Origin of the sequence: Sporosarcina sp. Marseille-Q4943 (genome assembly GCF_943736995.1) — a bacterium.
Lineage (GTDB): Bacteria > Bacillota > Bacilli > Bacillales_A > Planococcaceae > Sporosarcina.
On record NZ_OX031157.1, the window covers coordinates 356,045 to 370,119 of the forward strand.

16 protein-coding genes are annotated in these 14,075 nt (G+C 44.5%); all 16 read right to left on the reverse strand.

Going from position 1 to position 14,075, the window contains the following annotated elements:
- Positions 1-62: 62 nt before the first annotated feature.
- Entirely contained in the window at positions 63-1,322 is a 1,260-nt protein-coding gene (rseP, locus tag NIT04_RS10570) for an RIP metalloprotease RseP (RefSeq protein WP_252503576.1), read from the reverse strand.
- A gap of 44 nt (positions 1,323-1,366) precedes the next feature.
- Complete coding sequence (locus tag NIT04_RS10575; RefSeq protein WP_252503577.1) at positions 1,367-2,515, reverse strand: 1-deoxy-D-xylulose-5-phosphate reductoisomerase; 1,149 nt, start codon at positions 2,513-2,515, stop codon at positions 1,367-1,369.
- Between the two features lie 22 nt (positions 2,516-2,537).
- The gene (locus tag NIT04_RS10580; protein WP_252503578.1) at positions 2,538-3,332 is read right to left on the reverse strand and encodes a phosphatidate cytidylyltransferase; all 795 of its coding nucleotides are present in this window, start codon (positions 3,330-3,332) and stop codon (positions 2,538-2,540) included.
- Positions 3,329-4,123 carry an isoprenyl transferase gene (locus NIT04_RS10585; RefSeq protein WP_305880103.1) on the reverse strand — a complete coding sequence of 265 codons (795 nt, stop codon included), beginning with the start codon at positions 4,121-4,123 and terminating at the stop codon, positions 3,329-3,331. The genes NIT04_RS10580 and NIT04_RS10585 overlap by 4 nt, the downstream gene beginning before the upstream one ends.
- A 221-nt stretch (positions 4,124-4,344) precedes the next feature.
- The gene (gene frr / locus NIT04_RS10590; RefSeq protein WP_252503579.1) at positions 4,345-4,902 is read right to left on the reverse strand and encodes a ribosome recycling factor; all 558 of its coding nucleotides are present in this window, start codon (positions 4,900-4,902) and stop codon (positions 4,345-4,347) included.
- Positions 4,903-5,628, reverse strand: a complete 726-nt coding sequence (gene pyrH / locus NIT04_RS10595; RefSeq protein ID WP_252503580.1) for a UMP kinase — start codon at positions 5,626-5,628, stop codon at positions 4,903-4,905. It abuts the gene before it with no gap.
- Between the two features lie 79 nt (positions 5,629-5,707).
- Positions 5,708-6,592, reverse strand: coding sequence for a translation elongation factor Ts (gene tsf / locus NIT04_RS10600; protein WP_252503581.1), 885 nt, complete (start codon positions 6,590-6,592; stop codon positions 5,708-5,710).
- A gap of 93 nt (positions 6,593-6,685) precedes the next feature.
- Entirely contained in the window at positions 6,686-7,417 is a 732-nt protein-coding gene (gene rpsB / locus NIT04_RS10605; RefSeq protein ID WP_252503582.1) for a 30S ribosomal protein S2, read from the reverse strand.
- Positions 7,418-7,561: 144 nt separating this feature from the next.
- Entirely contained in the window at positions 7,562-8,074 is a 513-nt protein-coding gene (locus NIT04_RS10610; protein WP_252503583.1) for a hypothetical protein, read from the reverse strand.
- A gap of 5 nt (positions 8,075-8,079) precedes the next feature.
- The gene (locus NIT04_RS10615) at positions 8,080-8,382 is read right to left on the reverse strand and encodes an RNA polymerase subunit sigma (RefSeq protein ID WP_252503584.1); all 303 of its coding nucleotides are present in this window, start codon (positions 8,380-8,382) and stop codon (positions 8,080-8,082) included.
- Complete coding sequence (locus NIT04_RS10620) at positions 8,379-9,161, reverse strand: FliA/WhiG family RNA polymerase sigma factor (protein ID WP_252503585.1); 783 nt, start codon at positions 9,159-9,161, stop codon at positions 8,379-8,381. The genes NIT04_RS10615 and NIT04_RS10620 overlap by 4 nt, the downstream gene beginning before the upstream one ends.
- A gap of 132 nt (positions 9,162-9,293) precedes the next feature.
- The gene (locus tag NIT04_RS10625; protein ID WP_305880117.1) at positions 9,294-9,782 is read right to left on the reverse strand and encodes a chemotaxis protein CheD; all 489 of its coding nucleotides are present in this window, start codon (positions 9,780-9,782) and stop codon (positions 9,294-9,296) included.
- Between the two features lie 7 nt (positions 9,783-9,789).
- Complete coding sequence (locus tag NIT04_RS10630) at positions 9,790-10,422, reverse strand: chemotaxis protein CheC (protein WP_252503586.1); 633 nt, start codon at positions 10,420-10,422, stop codon at positions 9,790-9,792.
- Positions 10,412-10,852: a chemotaxis protein CheW gene (locus NIT04_RS10635; protein ID WP_252505076.1), complete on the reverse strand. Its 441-nt coding sequence runs from the start codon at positions 10,850-10,852 to the stop codon at positions 10,412-10,414. Before NIT04_RS10635 ends, NIT04_RS10630 begins: the two co-directional genes overlap by 11 nt.
- A gap of 49 nt (positions 10,853-10,901) precedes the next feature.
- On the reverse strand, positions 10,902-12,938 hold the full coding sequence (locus NIT04_RS10640; protein ID WP_252503587.1) for a chemotaxis protein CheA: 2,037 nt from the start codon (positions 12,936-12,938) through the stop codon (positions 10,902-10,904).
- 13 nt (positions 12,939-12,951) lie between these two features.
- On the reverse strand, positions 12,952-14,067 hold the full coding sequence (locus NIT04_RS10645; protein ID WP_256470603.1) for a chemotaxis response regulator protein-glutamate methylesterase: 1,116 nt from the start codon (positions 14,065-14,067) through the stop codon (positions 12,952-12,954).
- Positions 14,068-14,075: the final 8 nt, after the last annotated feature.

Here is a 14,075-nt window from a genome sequence, read left to right on the forward strand (position 1 = left end):
GCTCTAGGGGACGCTTCAATCAAATAAGCTTGCATTTCTAGCACATTCTCTTCAAATAATTATTAGAAGAAGAATCGTTGAATGTCATTCCAGGTGACAACGAGCATGAGAACCATCAATAGCATGATGCCAACAAAATGGACCATGCCTTCCTTCTGTTTATCGACGGGTTTGCCACGCACTCCTTCAAATAGGAAGAAGAGCAATCTTCCGCCGTCCAATGCAGGCAATGGCAATAGGTTCATAATTCCTAGATTGATACTTAACACAGCTGCCCAGTTCATAAGGGAGAATACACCCCATTGCGCTACTTCCTCAGTCGCTTTGTAAATGCCGACAGGACCGCTTAATGCGTCAATCGTAAACTTGCCGGTAACGAGCATGCCCAATAGCTCGAATATCCTCTTCATCCAGCTATATGTCTGCTCTGCCCCGAAGGCGAACGCTTTTAATGCATTCTTTTCCAATGGGCTTTCGTACATGACGCCGATTTGTCCATATTCCCGTCCTGCATCGACCAACGATTCAGGAACAACGGACAACGTCACCATTTCTCCGTCCCTCTCGACCTTCATTTGAAGATTCTTGCCAGGGTTCTTTTGGATTGTCTCCGTGAATTGTTGCCAACTTTCTATCGACTTGCCGTCCACTTCCTTAACAAAGTCGCCGGCTTCCATACCCGCTGCATAAGCAGGACTGTCATTGACAACTTCTTTAATAACAGGCTCGTTTGTTGGGATGCCATGCAAAAGGCCAATTGCCAAGAAGATGAAAAATGCGAGGATGAAATTGAATAGAGGCCCTGCAAAAATAGCCATCGCCCGGCTGCCAAGCGACTTTGAATCGAATTGGCGATCATAAGGCGCAATAAGCGACTCCTGTCCCTTTTCATAGATGACCGCAGTACGGGAAACCTCGTATCTTACAAGATTTCCATCTTCGTCATACCCTTCGATGAAAAGTTCCTTGCTTAAATCAGCGGATTCCGTCTCCAAAAACAGTACATTCGGATTGGATACATCTCGGTTCAAATAGATTTTTTCAATTTTATCGTTATCGTTCAAAATGACCCCTACACGATATCCGGGTTGCAATTCGACAGTGTCGAAATCCTCGCCTGCCATTCTCACATATCCACCTAGAGGAAGTATACGAATCGTATAAAGAGTTTCCTTTTTCCGGAGGGCGAGAATTTTAGGTCCGAATCCAATTGCGAATTCACGTACCATGATTCCAGCCCTTTTCGCGAAGAGGAAATGCCCTAATTCATGAAAAAAGACGAGAGAGCCGAAAATGATAATAAACGCTATTACGGTTTCCATAAAAAACCACCTTAACTGGCCCAATCGGCCGATTTATGAGTTACTCATTTCACCATATCATACACCATTTTACGGGTGATTGAATCGGTTTCTAAAATCGCTTCCAAGTCCGGGGAGGAAATCGGCTGATGATTGTCCATCATACGTTCCACAATATCCTCGATTTGCAGGAAAGGAATTCTGCCTTTCATGAACAATTGAACCGCCACTTCATTCGCAGCATTCATCACTGTTGGCATCGTTCCACCTTGCTTACCTGCCTCGTATGCGAGAGCAAGGGCTCTAAATCTTTCAAAGTCCATCTTTTCAAAGTGGAGTGTTCCAATTTCCTCTAGACGGAGCGGCTTGGCATTTTGCATTGGAATCCGATCCGGATATGTCATTGCATATTGAATCGGCACCCGCATGTCTGGAGAGCCAAGCTGAGCCATGACACTCGTATCTTCAAATTCAACCATGGAATGGATGATGCTTTCCTTATGCAATAAGCAATCGATCCTGTCATATGGCATGTCGAATAAATGATGTGCCTCGATCACCTCGAGCCCTTTGTTCATCATCGTTGCGGAATCGATCGTCAATTTATTGCCCATTGACCAGTTAGGATGGTCCAACGCTTGTTGTACAGTCACACCTTGCAATTGGTCCCTCGACAAATCCCTGAAACTACCGCCTGATGCTGTCAAAATGAGCCGTGAAACCCTTTTCGGATTTTCTCCATTTAAGGACTGGAAAAGAGCCGAATGCTCGCTGTCGACAGGTAGTAGGGCGACATTCCTCTTTCTTGCTTCTTCCATGACGATATCCCCTGCAGCTACGAGCGTCTCTTTGTTCGCAATGGCAATCGTAATGCCTTCCTGGATCGCTTTCATTGTCGGCTCCAACCCAATGCTCCCGATGACCGCATTGACGAGCATGTCCGCGCCCGTTTGTGCCGCTACGGCAATGAGACCTTCTGTGCCATGCATGAATCGTGTTTCCGGAAATTCCGATTGCAATGCATCGGCATCCTCCTTTTGCATGACAGACACAACTTCCGGATGAAATTGTGCCGTAATTTCCCTCACTTTAGCAATATTCATCCCGGCTGAAAAAGATACTAGTTTAAATTGCTCTTTGTTTGATTGAATAATGTCGAGTGTCTGAGTGCCAATTGATCCCGTCGCACCAAGCAGACTAATTTTCTTCGTCATAATATGAATAACTTCCTTTCCATCAACCGACTAGGTGTAAAAAATGAATGAGCGGCAACACGAAAAGGAGACTATCGAATCGATCAAGAATTCCCCCATGTCCCGGCAAAAGATTCCCTGAATCCTTCACCCCGAAATGCCTCTTCAACGCCGACTCGACCAAATCCCCCAACTGTCCGACAATCGAGGCGATGATCGTTACAATGGTCAACATCAGATACGAAGGTGCTATCGGATAGAAGATTTGGAATACGCATGCAAACAATACGGCAAAGACGATACCGCCGATAAACCCTTCCACTGTCTTATTCGGGGAAATATCCGGCCAAAGCTTTCGTTTGCCGAGCTTTCTGCCTACAAAGTATGCGCCTGAATCTGTCGTCCAAATTACGAGAAGTGCATAGAACACGTACTCGAAACCATAAAAGCGGGTTTCGATCAAATAATAAAATCCGATGCCGACATATAATGCACTAAATGCACTAAACGCCGCATGATCAAAAGTGAACTTGTTTTTGGAGATGACAGTATAGATTAATAAAATAAGTATAAGTGCGAACATCATCTCGATTTTCGTATAGCCGATCCATTGTTGGACTTCACCAGTCCACTTTGAAGGCATTAAAAGAAGCGCCAATGCCACCCAGACGAGAATACCCTCAAAAGAAAATATACGGATATCCTTCATGCGCAGCAATTCATGTAAACCGACTGAAGCGATAATATAAATGGCGATTGTAAATGGGAGTCCGCCAATGATGACTAGCGGAAAAAAAATAGCCAATGCGGCGATCGCTGTAATAATTCTCTGTTTCAAACTCCTTTATCCCCTTCCACACTTCCAAATCTTCGGTTGCGCATTTGGAATTCCTCGATTGCACTTAACATGCATGACTCATCGAAGTCCGGCCAGAGAACCTCTGTAAAGGAAAATTCCGAATAAGCTAGCTGCCAAAGCATGAAATTCGACAATCGCACTTCACCACTCGTTCGGATGAGTAAATCCGGCTCAGGTAAGTGAGATGTCATGAGATGTGACTCGATCAATGATTCGTCAATCTCATCAATTGCTATTTGGTTGTTGACTGCCAATTGGGCGATTTCTTTCACTGCCTTCACCATTTCGAGACGGCTGCCATAGTTCATTGCGAAGTTCAGGATGAGTCCGTCATTGTTTGAAGTGGCCTCTATCGCTTTCACAATCGCTTCTTTCGTATGTGGCGGCAACGCATCGAAATTGCCGATCATTTCAACCCTGACATTTTGCTCGATCAGTTCGGGCAAGTACGTTGTCAGGAACTCTCCAGGCAGCTTCATAAGAAAATCGATTTCCATTTTAGGCCGTTTCCAGTTTTCTGTTGAAAAAGCATACAACGTCAAGACTTTAATGCCTATATCATTTGCAATTCGGGTGATTTTCCGAACAGTCTTCATACCTTCATGATGTCCGGCAATCCGCGGTAAACTGCGTCGTCTTGCCCATCTGCCGTTCCCATCCATGATGATGGCGACGTGTGAAGGGATTGTTCTACTTTTGACTTTCATTAGCCTGTCGGAAATTGATGGTCCGTTCTCTGTAGTTTTTTTCCGTAACAGTTTATCTAGCATTCCGTTTCCTCCACTCGCCTGCTTTTTGAGCAAGTACCTAGTCTATCGTAACAAATTAGCCGATAAATTTCATTTAAAACAGCTAAAATTTGAGTTGGTGTCCTTTTAGATTATGCTTGCCGTATGGTGAAATATTTATCATTCATCGAAACGAATGAAATACGGTCAGAAAAAAAGGCGTCCTGATAGTAGGACGCCCCAATGTATAGAAAGTTCTTCGATCAGATTTCCATAATCTCATTTTCTTTTTCTTTGGCAATCTCATCGATCTTGACAATGTAGGAATCAGTCAGTTTCTGGATTTCTTCACCTTCACGGCGTAATTCATCCTCTGTGATATCCCCATTCTTTTCAAGCTTTTTCAACTCGTCATTTGCATCGCGACGTACGTTGCGGATTGCAATTTTGGAGTCTTCCGCTTCTTTTTTGACTTCTTTCACCAATTCCTTGCGGCGTTCTTCCGTCAATGCAGGGACTGCCAAACGGATGACCGATCCATCATTGGAAGGAGTGATACCGATATCCGATTTCAATATCGCCTTTTCAATATCACCTAAAGTCGTTTTATCGTATGGCTGAATGACCATCAGTCTCGCCTCAGGCACTGAGATGCCTGCCATTTGGTTCAATGGTGTCGGAGCTCCGTAATAAAGTACTGAAATCCGATCCAGCAATGAAGCGTTCGCACGCCCTGCCCGGATGGAAGCAAGCTGTCTTGTGAAAGATCCAATCGCTTTTTCCATTCTGTCTTTTGTTTGATCCATTAGCTCTTTCGGCATTTACCCATTCCTCCTCACAACCGTACCGATTGGTTCACCGAGCACGGCCTTTTTAATATTTCCATTATCCATAATTGAGAATACTACGAGAGGGATATCATTGTCCATACATAGGGTTGAGGCAGTGGAATCCATAACTTCTAGTCCTTGGCTGATTACTTCCAAGTACGTCAATTCCGTATATTTCACTGCATTCTCGTCTTTTAACGGATCTGCTGAATAGACGCCGTCAACATTGTTTTTCGCCATTAAAATGACGTCCGCTTCGATCTCAGCTGCTCTTAGTGCAGCTGTCGTATCAGTGGAGAAATAAGGATTTCCTGTTCCAGCGGCAAAGATGACGACACGCTTCTTCTCCAAGTGGCGAATCGCTTTCCTGCGAATATACGGCTCAGCTACTTGCCGCATATCGATAGAAGACGATACACGTGTTTCAACGTCTAATTTTTCAAGTGCGTCCTGAAGAGCCAAGGAATTCATGACTGTGGCAAGCATACCCATATAATCGGCGGTAGTTCTGTCCATGCCCATTTCGCTGCCGACTTTACCTCGCCAAATATTTCCTCCACCAACTACGACCGCAACTTCTACACCAAGGTCGACAACTTCTTTCACTTGTTCAGCGACTGTTTTAATAATTGCAGGTGAAAGACCGTAGCCTTTCTCACCCGCAAGTGCTTCACCGCTTAGCTTCAAGACAATTCTTTTATATTTTGGGACGCCCATATGTACCCTCCGTCTACTGTGTTTTTCTCGAAAAATAGGGAACACAAAGTTGTGTCCCCTAATTGATCTTTATATCGAATCAGTTGCCTTTTACTTGGCTCATAACTTCGTCCGCAAAGTTGTCTTCGCGTTTTTCAATTCCTTCGCCGACTGCAAAGCGAACGAACTCTTTCAAGTTTCCGCCAGTCGATTTAACGAAATCACGTACTTTTTGATCGGAGTTTTTAACGAATGCTTGGTCAAGAACACAAATTTCTTCAAAGTATTTTCCAAGACGGCCTTCAACCATTTTCGCAACGATATTTTCAGGCTTGCCTTCGTTCAACGCTTGCTCTGTAAGGACTTTACGCTCGCGCTCTACTTCTTCCTCGGACACTTCATCACGTGAAATGTATTTCGGGTTCATAGCTGCGATATGCATTGCTACATCTTTAGCAGCTTCAGAGTCAGTAGTGCCTTCAAGAATAGTCAATACAGCAATGCGGCCACCCATGTGAAGGTAAGGACCGAAAGCATCGTTGTCCGATTTTGTTTTCACTTCAAAGCGGCGAAGAGTGATTTTCTCACCGATTTTAGCGACTGCATTGGAAATATGGTCAGCGACTGTAAGGCCGTTTTCCATTTTCGATTCAGTAGCTTCTTCGATTGTTGCGGGTTTTGTTGCTAGAAGGTGCTCACCAAGTTCTTTAACAAGTGCTTGGAACGCTTCGTTTTTAGCAACGAAGTCTGTTTCAGCATTCACTTCAAAAATGACAGCTTCGTTTCCGTTTACGATGATGTCAGTCGTACCTTCCGCAGCGATGCGGTCAGCTTTTTTAGCTGCGCTTGATAGACCTTTTTCACGAAGGAAGTCTACCGCCGCATCCATATCACCATTCACTTCAGTAAGTGCTTTTTTGCAGTCCATCATACCTGCGCCTGTTTTTTCACGCAGCTCTTTTACCATTTGTGCTGTAATTGCCATTGTTAGTTCCTCCTGTATGAGTGATTTGAGACGACAATCTGTAAAAAAGACGATAAGGGGGTTGGCCGCTTATCGTCTGTTTTATTACTACTATTACTCTGCAGCTGCCGTTTCAGTCGCTTCTTCAGATACTTCTTCATCAGCGCCTTGTCTTGATTCGATCAATGCATCTGCCATCTTGCTAGTAAGTAGACGAACCGCACGGATTGCATCGTCATTCGCAGGAATGACATAGTCGATTTCGTCCGGGTCACAGTTCGTGTCAACAATACCGACGAGTGGAATGTTCAATTTGATTGCCTCTGCCACAGCGATGCGCTCTTTACGAGGGTCAACAACGAAGATGACGTCAGGCAATGATTTCATATCACGGATACCGCCAAGGAATTTCACAAGACGATCGTGCTCTTTTCTAAGTTCAGAAACTTCTTTCTTAGGAAGCACATCAAATGTACCGTCCTCTTCCATCGTTTCGATCTTTTTCATACGTGCAACACGTTTTTGGATCGTACCGAAGTTTGTAAGTGTACCACCAAGCCAACGTTGGTTGATGTAGTACATTCCTGCGCGCTCAGCTTCTTCTTTGATTGCATCTTGTGCTTGCTTCTTAGTACCAACAAATAGTACTTTTCCGCCTTCTGCACCAACTTGACGCATGAAGTCATAAGCTTCTTCTAGTTTTTTCACCGTCTTTTGAAGATCGATGATGTAGATTCCGTTACGTTCAACGAAAATATACTTTTTCATTTTCGGGTTCCAACGACGAGTTTGGTGTCCGAAATGTACACCTGCTTCAAGCAGTTGTTTCATTGAGATTACTGACATTTGTTTTTCCTCCAATTTGGTTAGATTCCTCCGTATGTTTCATGCGATGGAATGACCTTTCGGCACCTTTTCCCATCATCCACATACGTGTGTAGTAACACCATTTGATAATATACCATACGGGTAATCTTATTGCAACTCACTTCATCTAAATTTAAGCAGCAATTCCACTTCGGTTTTCCCTTTGCCGAGCCTTTTGGCGATTTCCTCAACCGGCTTGCCTTCGTCATGCAAGTGGATGGCGAGCGAGCGACTGTCCATTTCATGAACATTGGATACCGGCTTGGATAAGCTGCTATGTTTTAATGTTGGTGTCGTCTGGTACGATTTCATTGCCGCTTTCATTGGGTACCTCGGTCTCACGATAGTGAAATCCTTACTTTCCGCTTGCAGCTCAAACTCTTGGCTACGTCTTTCAGGTGTACTTTCGTCGTGTTTGTCATTTTCCTGCCGCTTTTCAATTATCCTGATGAGTCGTTCGTTTTCCTCTTTTAATTCGGATAAGTAAGCACCGATTGCATCGTCCATTTCGGCCATCATTTTCTGCTGCTTCTTTTCCAAGTTGTTGAATTTTGAAACTTTCATGTAGAGCAACGCTATGAAATAAAAGCCGATCACTTGTAAAATGAATAAAAATAATATAAATACCGTTTGCATGTCCATCATCCTGTAAAGTCGACAAATGAACCTTTGTATGGGTGCATCGTCTTCTTTTCCTCTTCGTTATGTTGATGTTCCTTTTCTTTCTGATTCCTGTCCTGATTTTTTCCCTTTGAATCTTTATCCGTTTTGGCGTATTTCTCTGAATGTCGAACAGTTTCCCGGTTTTTTTCTGTCTCCTTTTCATTTTGGAGCTGTGCCTGGTCTTGGTTGAGCTGTGATTGCTGTTGTTTCTGTTCTGCGATTCTTCCCGCCTCAAACGTTTTAGGAATGGCGATTTGAAGTTCAATTCCTTTCAGGCTCATAAAATCCCTCCGTCAACAATTTCCGGCAATAGTAATTTTCGGAGCTTAAATAACGCCTTCGAATGAATTTGTGAAATTCTGGATGTCGACAGATTCAGAATTTCTCCGATTTCTGTCAAAGTCATTTCATCCGTGTAGAACAGATTCAGAACCAATTGTTCATTTTCGTTTAATTCTTTAATCTTCATGGCCAAATCGCCGACGAGCTCTCCCATGACGATTTGCTGTTCAGGAGTACGCTCATGGTCGTCCTTTAAAACAAAGGACTTCTGCCCTTCCTCCTCATCATCGCTCATACGTTCATCCATGGAAAGCACATTTGAAAAATAGTGTTCATGCACAGTCTGGTATACTTCTTCGACTGAAATGCCAAGATGATCCGCTATCTCTTCTGGAGTCGCATGACGCAATAGTTTCTGTTCCAGTATTGAAATCTCTTCCTCCAGCTTTTTCGATTTTTCACGGGACGAACGGGGAAGCCAGTCTTCCTTTCGCAAACCATCAATGATGGATCCGCGAATCCTGAAGGAAGCATACGTATCAAATTTCAAATCCCTGCCAGGGTCGAACTTCGTCAAAGCGTCAAATAGTCCTTGAAGTCCAAGACTCATAATCTCATCCCGCGAAACATTCCTCGGCAAGCCGGAGCTGATTCGTTGCACATGGTAATTGACGAGTGGTGTATACTTCCGGACAAGTCTGTCGCCGGCATCGGGATCCCGATCATTCAACCATAGTTTCCAACATATTTCTTCTTCCGTCAGATCCTCTTTGGACATCGAATCCCTCACCTTCCATGATGTTTCCGAAAACATTATTAAAATACTTAATTTCTAGTATATCAAATTTCGACAAAAAATAGCGACTGAACCGTCCAGTCGCTCTGCAAAGTCTATTCTATTAAAATAGAGTCAAATTTCCTTCGTTCCCAAATTAACCGTCCGGATATTCAATGCGCTTGTCACCGGATCGAACTCGATCGTCCGCCCACTTGAACCGCCTGTATCTTCCGCGACAAGCGGAATGGAAAGTCGGGCAAGCTCCTTTTTGACTGCTTCGACGTTGCGTGGCCCGATTCGAATGGAGTCACTGGATCCGAATTGAAACATTTGGGAACCGCCTGCTATTTTGGCTTTCAACGACAAAGGGCGGACCCCTTCCGCCTTCAGCATTTCCATTAATGAATAAATTCCGGTGTCCGCAAATTTTGCTGGATTCAAACTTTCTGACCTTCCAAGACTCGAGTCCGGAAGCATAATATGTAGAAGACCCGCTATCTTCTTCGTTTCGTCATAAAGGACGACTCCTACGCATGATCCTAAACCGGATGTCCGGATCGTATCCGGTGCATGCACGACTTTCATGTCGGCAATTCCGACCTTGATAACTGTGTTCATCATACTCATCTTACAGTACACCTAACGAGCGGAAAATCGTTATATATGATTCCGGATCAGGGAGCAAGAAGAAATGACCGTCCACACTCGAATCCCCTTCATCGCCTTCCTCTTCTATGCGCGTATCAATGACGATGACTTCATCACTGTAATGGGACACTTCGATAAGGCCGAAACTGACAATTGCTCCGACCATATCTACACTCAAAGATGGAACGGTCGGATGTACTTTCAATCCTGTAAAATCCGACAAAGCGGATAAATAAGAACCTGACAAAATATTGCCGAGTTCCTGCATTGCCGAAATACCGATCTCTGGAATGGGCATTGACTGGAAGTCGAAAGTATGATCGCCGATCAATTTACGGATGAACCGGTTTGCGGAATCGATTGGCAGGACAAAGAACATGCTGCCGGATAGGTCGCCTTGAATCCTCAGGTAGATGCCTGCCACAATTCGTTCAGCACCCCCTGCCAAATCAAACATTTCATCAAAAGAAACGAGGCTCACATTTGGAACCCGCATCTCAATTTTCTTGCCGAGCAATTGGGATAAGGAAGTTGCAGCATGAGCAGCCCCGATATTGCCGATTTCCTTCAGCACGTCGAGATGCATATCTGTAATTTGGTGATCAGATTTCATCTGACGACACTCTTTTCACAGGCTGTAGCACTTTTTCGAGATTCAACATGACTAATAGGCGTCTATCCACTTTGGCAACTCCCGATATGAATTCCGATTCGATCGATCCGACGACTTCAGGCTGAGGTCTGATGGAATCAACCGGAATATCAATTACATCATTTGCAGCATCGACGATAAGTCCAACTTCAAATTCCTCCAATGACACGATGATAATTCTACTACTGTCATCAAGAGGCTTCACTTCCATGCCGAAACGCTCCCGCAGATCGACAATCGGCGTGACGACACCCCTTAAATTGATGACGCCTTTTATATAAGATGGTGTTTTAGGAACTCTTGTGATTGACATGAGTTTTTCGATCGACTCGACGACGTCAACTCCAACGGCATACTCCTTGTCCATCAATTGGAACACAATGACTTTCATTTCTTTGTTTTCTACTCCACTTATTTCAGCCACATTTTTTCACTCCCGCCTATTTGATCAGTGCATTGCAATCCACGATCAGCGCAACTTGGCCGTTTCCTAAAATCGTAGCACCAGAAATGGCGAATACGCTTTGTAGATAATTGCCGAGCGATTTCAACACGACCTCTTGCTGCCCGATAAAGGAATCCACGACGAGCCCTGCCATTTTATCCCCCTTACGAACGATGACCACAGATTGGAATTCCTCCAGTTCCTGTGCTTCATCCATCTCGAAAATCCCTTTCAAGTTGACGAGTGGGACAATGGTTCCTCTGAAGTCAATCACTTTTTGGTTATGCGCGTTCAAAATATCTGATGTTTTAATGATTGCCGTTTCAATAATTGATGATAACGGGATTGCATATATATCCTTATCCAAATTGACGAGCATGACTGATATAATTGATAACGTCAATGGCAATTGAACTTGGAAAAGAGAACCTTGCCCTTCCTTGGAATCGATTGTGATATAGCCACCAAGCGATTCAATCGTGCTTTTGACGACATCCAGCCCAACTCCGCGACCGGATACATCTGTAATCTTTTCAGCGGTGGAAAATCCGGATGCCAAAATGAGTTCTGAAATCTGCCGATCTGTCAAAGTGGCAGCAATCTCTTCAGTGACGACGCCTCTTTCAAGCGCTTTCTGCAAGACCCGTTCCTTATTGACGCCTGCACCGTCGTCTTCCAGCTCAATAAATACGTGATTTCCGGAATGATATGCCCTCAATGTGACAGTACCTTCTTCCGGTTTCCCTTTTGCAATTCGCTCAGCTGGGTTCTCGATGCCATGGTCCAATGCGTTACGAATTAAATGTACGAGGGGATCTCCTATTTCATCGATGACCGTCCGATCCAATTCAGTTTCTGCCCCAATGATTTCAAGATTGATTTTCTTATCTAGATCACGTGCAAGTTGCCGGACCATTTTGGGGAATCGATTGAATACTGTCTCCACCGGAATCATGCGCATATTCAGGATAATGTTCTGAAGGTCGCCTGAAACCCTTGTCATGCGCTCGACAGTCTCATTCAAATCCGGATTATGTAACTCACTTGCAATCGATTGCAAACGTCCTCTGTCAATGACCAGTTCTTCAAAGAGGTTCATTAGAATATCCAACCGTTCTATATTGACACGGATTGTTTTGTTTGCATTATGTGCATTCGCTGCGCGACGTCCTTTTTGTGGGGGTGCTTCGGCCTTTCCTAATTCTTTAGGGGTTGCAACTTTAATTTCAGCAGGCGAACCGCTCACTGGATGGGAAATATTCGTAATCGAGTTGACATGGACACTTTCCACTTCGGACACCTTCATCACTTTCGCCTCAAGGGAGCTTGCTTCCTCACTTGTAATGAGAACTACAGTGAACACTTCATCGAAATCCTCATTTTCCAACTGTTCAACAGTCGGTTTTGACTTGACTATCTCCCCAGATTTCTCAAGAATCTCAAAAACCATGAACACTCTGGCTGCTTTGAGCAGGCAATCCTCGCGGAGTGTGACCAAGACCTCAAAAGCATGAAAACCTTGTTCCTGCGATTGCTCGATGACAGTCATTTCATAATCATCATACTGGAGTGTAGGTGCATCTTGTGATTTGTGAAGCTCGATTGTCATTGCAGAGGCAGCCGTCTCTATTGCCGGAGTAGAAACCGATGTCTCTCCCTCCTCGATTCGGTTCAATGCAGAAACGAGTTCCTGAACATCTTTCTTACCTGTCCCGCCTTCTTCAATGTCCATCACCATTTCTTCCAAATAGTCGACAGCTTTGAAGACGATATCGAGGATTTCTGTGGAAACACGGATTCTCGAGTTTCGGATTGCATCCAGCACATTTTCCATTTTATGCGTCAAGTCAGCGATGTCTTCATAACCCATTGTCGCTGACATCCCTTTCAATGTATGAGCTGAACGGAAAACTTCATTGACAATCGCCAAGTCTTCAGGGTTTCTTTCCAATTCCAATAAGTGCTCATTACACGCTTGAAGATGCTCTTTACTTTCTTCAAGAAACATTTCAAGGTATTGATTCGTATCCATAATTTCGCCCCCTTCAAGATTGTAAGATTTCCGTTAGTGTTGCCGCGATGCCTTGTACATCAATGACATGGTCGGCAAGTCCGGCTTCTTTGATCGCTTTTGGCATGCCATACACAACGGAAGTCTTTTCGGACTCAGCAATTGTAATCGTCGTACAGGCTGCTTTCAGTTGTCGCATGCCTTTAGTTCCGTCATGCCCCATCCCTGTCATAATAGCAGTTATAAATTGCAGCTCCTGCATGGAAGCAGCCGACTCCAATAGGACGTCTACGGATGGCCGATGACCCGCTCTCGGCGGATCCATATCATCGAGTCGGGCACAATAGCCTGTCGGGCATTTTCCTATTTTCAAATGCCTTCCGCCCGGGGCGATATATGCGACCCCTTTCAGAAGAGGTTCGCCGTCCTCTGCTTCCTTTACGCGGATGTCACTTAAGCCGTCCAGTCTTTGTGCCAATGATTTTGTAAAACCCGGCGGCATATGCTGGACGATCAAGATTGGGGCGTTTGTATCAGATGGCAGCCGTGTAAGCACTTCTTGAAGCGCACGAGGCCCCCCTGTCGATGTACCTATTATAACAAAAGTCTGTTGCCCTTTGGAAATCTTTTTACGTTGCAATGAATCTGTTTTATCGGATAGCGATGATAAGGGCATAGTTGTAATTTTGTTGAAAAGGATTTCTTTAGGTACTTGCTTCATTTTCACTTTAGGTTGATTTACGAGATTGGAAATTTTGACGTTTGTCGCAGCTACAACTTTCCGGACAATTTCCTGTTCCACTTCATGCAAGTTGAGTGAAATAGCTCCTCCGGGCTTAGCGATAAAATCAACCGCTCCATCCTCCATGGCGGTCATCGTGTTTTCCGCCCCGGTTTCGGTCGTGCTAGAGAGCATTACGACGGGAGTCGGTCGTTGCACCATAATTTGTTTCAATGCTTCAAGCCCATTCATGAGCGGCATCTCGATATCCATCGTAACGACATCCGGCCGAAGTTCCAGCACTTTCGCAACAGCATCTTTACCGTTGCGTGCTGTTCCAATCACTTCAAGTAAAGGATGTTTCGAAAGCATCTCCGATATAAGCTTTCGCATAAAAGCGGAATCATCAACTACAAGCACCTGTTTCACAGTGCTTA

Coding starts and splice junctions, on each gene's coding strand:
- rseP (WP_252503576.1), bottom strand. CDS start 1,322: ATGGAAACCGTAATAGCGTTTATTATCATTTTCGGCTCTCTCGTCTTT.
- NIT04_RS10575 (WP_252503577.1), bottom strand. CDS start 2,515: ATGACGAAGAAAATTAGTCTGCTTGGTGCGACGGGATCAATTGGCACT.
- NIT04_RS10585 (WP_305880103.1), bottom strand. CDS start 4,123: ATGCTAGATAAACTGTTACGGAAAAAAACTACAGAGAACGGACCATCA.
- frr (WP_252503579.1), bottom strand. CDS start 4,902: ATGCCGAAAGAGCTAATGGATCAAACAAAAGACAGAATGGAAAAAGCG.
- pyrH (WP_252503580.1), bottom strand. CDS start 5,628: ATGGGCGTCCCAAAATATAAAAGAATTGTCTTGAAGCTAAGCGGTGAA.
- tsf (WP_252503581.1), bottom strand. CDS start 6,592: ATGGCAATTACAGCACAAATGGTAAAAGAGCTGCGTGAAAAAACAGGC.
- rpsB (WP_252503582.1), bottom strand. CDS start 7,417: ATGTCAGTAATCTCAATGAAACAACTGCTTGAAGCAGGTGTACATTTC.
- NIT04_RS10610 (WP_252503583.1), bottom strand. CDS start 8,074: ATGCAAACGGTATTTATATTATTTTTATTCATTTTACAAGTGATCGGC.
- NIT04_RS10615 (WP_252503584.1), bottom strand. CDS start 8,382: ATGAGCCTGAAAGGAATTGAACTTCAAATCGCCATTCCTAAAACGTTT.
- NIT04_RS10620 (WP_252503585.1), bottom strand. CDS start 9,161: ATGTCCAAAGAGGATCTGACGGAAGAAGAAATATGTTGGAAACTATGG.
- NIT04_RS10625 (WP_305880117.1), bottom strand. CDS start 9,782: ATGATGAACACAGTTATCAAGGTCGGAATTGCCGACATGAAAGTCGTG.
- NIT04_RS10630 (WP_252503586.1), bottom strand. CDS start 10,422: ATGAAATCTGATCACCAAATTACAGATATGCATCTCGACGTGCTGAAG.
- NIT04_RS10635 (WP_252505076.1), bottom strand. CDS start 10,852: ATGAAAGTCATTGTGTTCCAATTGATGGACAAGGAGTATGCCGTTGGA.
- NIT04_RS10640 (WP_252503587.1), bottom strand. CDS start 12,938: ATGGATACGAATCAATACCTTGAAATGTTTCTTGAAGAAAGTAAAGAG.